Origin of the sequence: Collinsella aerofaciens, assembly GCF_001404695.1 — a bacterium.
Taxonomy (GTDB): domain Bacteria; phylum Actinomycetota; class Coriobacteriia; order Coriobacteriales; family Coriobacteriaceae; genus Collinsella; species Collinsella aerofaciens_E.
Genome location: NZ_CZAQ01000067.1, coordinates 1 through 2019 on the forward strand (window position 1 = coordinate 1; position 2019 = coordinate 2019).

Sequence of the window (2019 nt, forward strand, 5' to 3'; positions counted from 1 at the left end):
CAGGCCGGCCCCGACAGAGGGGAGACGTCGCGCACTCGGGAGGCGCGCCAGGGAGATAGTGGACGAGATAGTCGAGAGGCGCGGTCTCAAGAAGGAGTAATATCGGGACTTGCAGCGACGGACCTCGGGACACTCTTACACCACGTCCGCGCACGCGATCGCATGCGGAAGCTGTGTCCCGGAATTGTCGCTCAGAACGGGACACGCTTTCCGGATGGGATGCTTGGCGGAAACTACGGCCCAGTTTTTGGCTCCAGAACGGGATACATTTTCCGGAACGGTCCACGTGCGGGGGTGTACCGCCCCTTTTCGTGCTCCGCTTATCGAATTACGTTATAGCTAGACATATTATAGGAAGGTATAATATAGCTAGCTATAACGTAAAGGAAGGATGGCCCTATGTTTATCGGAAGAACAGTGGAAATGTCCGAGCTCAATCGACTGTATGACACGGGCTCCTTTGAAATGCCTGTGATTTACGGCCGCCGTCGTGTGGGTAAAACGCGCCTTATCACAGAGTTCATCCAAGGCAAGAAGGCTATTTACTTTCAAGCTCGTCGTACCAATGCGGAAGCAAACCTGCACGGCTTTAGCCAGGCGATACTTGCAGGCTCGGTTGGTGCCGCAGACGTGTCGTTTCGTAGTTTTGACGAAGCGTTCGATGCATTGGCCACCATGGCTCGCACGGAACGTTTGGTTGTCGTGATTGACGAGTATCCCTATCTCGCCCAATCGAATCCCGAAATCAGCTCGTTGCTGCAAGACAAGATCGACCACTTGTACAAAGAGACCAGGCTCATGCTGATCCTATGCGGCTCGTCTCTTTCGTTTATGGAGGAACAGGTGTTGGGCTACGAGAGTCCGCTATACGGTAGGCGTACGGCCCAGTTTAAGATCATGCCGCTCGATTTTACGACGACCCTCGGCCTGTGGCAGAGCATGAGTCGCGAAGATGCTGCAGTTTGCTATGGCATGACGGGCGGCATTCCTGCATATATCGAGAAAGTCGATCCTGCCGCACCGCTCAAGGATAACATCAAACGTCTTTTTCTTACTCCTACGGGCTATCTCTTTGAGGAGCCGAGTAACCTGCTATTGCAAGAGTGCCGCAATCCTGAGCAATATGATGCGATCGTGCAAGCAATTGCTCAGGGGCGCTCGAGGATCTCGGAGATTGCGAGCTCTACGGGAATCCCTGCGAGCAATGTAAAGAGCTATGTGGATAAGCTGGCGTCGCTTGGGATTGTCGAGCGCGAGCTGCCCCTAAACGAGACGAGCAATAAGCGAGCCGTGTATCTGCTGAGCGATCAGATGTTTAGGTTCTGGTACAAGTTTGTTCCGCAGAACATCGGGCTGATTCAAAACGATATGGCCGAGATGGCGTATAAACGCATTGAGTCGCACGTATCGGATTACATGGGTACGGTCTTTGAGCTTATATGCAGGCAATATGTGTACGAACTCGCGCGCGCAGGCCGGCTCGATGTGGTTCCGGCGAGCGTCGGGCGCTGGTGGGGGACGGATAATCGCACGCATACGCAGGAAGAAATCGACTTAATTGTTGACGATGGCGAGGGCACTGCTCTGTTTGCGGAGTGCAAATGGCGCAATGAACCGGTGGGCGAAGACGTGCTGCAAAAGCTCGTGCACCGAAGCGAGCTCTTTAGACGGCAACGAAAAAGCTATGCACTATTCTCAAAAAGCGGCTTTACGCAGGGATGTCGGGATGCCGCGGATAGCAGGGGAGACGTCAAGCTGATCTCGTTTGCCGAGATGTGCGAGCGGAGATAACCAAGCGCGCTCTGATGTGATGCTCGGAATGGGACGCGCTTTCCCTTTGGCGGAAAGCGCATCCCAGATTTCGGCCTCAGAGTGGGACGCATTTTCCGGTAGAGGCCTGGAGCGGGTAGCGCACAGAGATGTGGTGTAAGAGGCGGGGCATGCCCCGCCTCTGGCCTTTCTTGAAAGGACAGGGACACCGCCTAGAATTCGTCGTTGGAGTAATGAAGGTGACGAATG

The 2019-nt window shown here is 54.4% G+C and carries 1 protein-coding gene; it reads left to right on the forward strand.

Translation table 11 applies throughout. The features are described 5' to 3' along the window. The first annotated feature begins 399 nt into the window (after nt 1-399). Nucleotides 400-1791 (forward strand): AAA family ATPase, encoded by a 1392-nt coding sequence (locus AQ996_RS09485; RefSeq protein ID WP_055252697.1) that lies wholly within the window; start codon nt 400-402, stop codon nt 1789-1791. Nucleotides 1792-2019: the final 228 nt, after the last annotated feature.

What these genes read in the sequence shown, in the direction of transcription:
- AQ996_RS09485 (WP_055252697.1), top strand. Translation starts at nt 400, where the DNA reads ATGTTTATCGGAAGAACAGTGGAAATGTCCGAGCTCAATCGACTGTAT.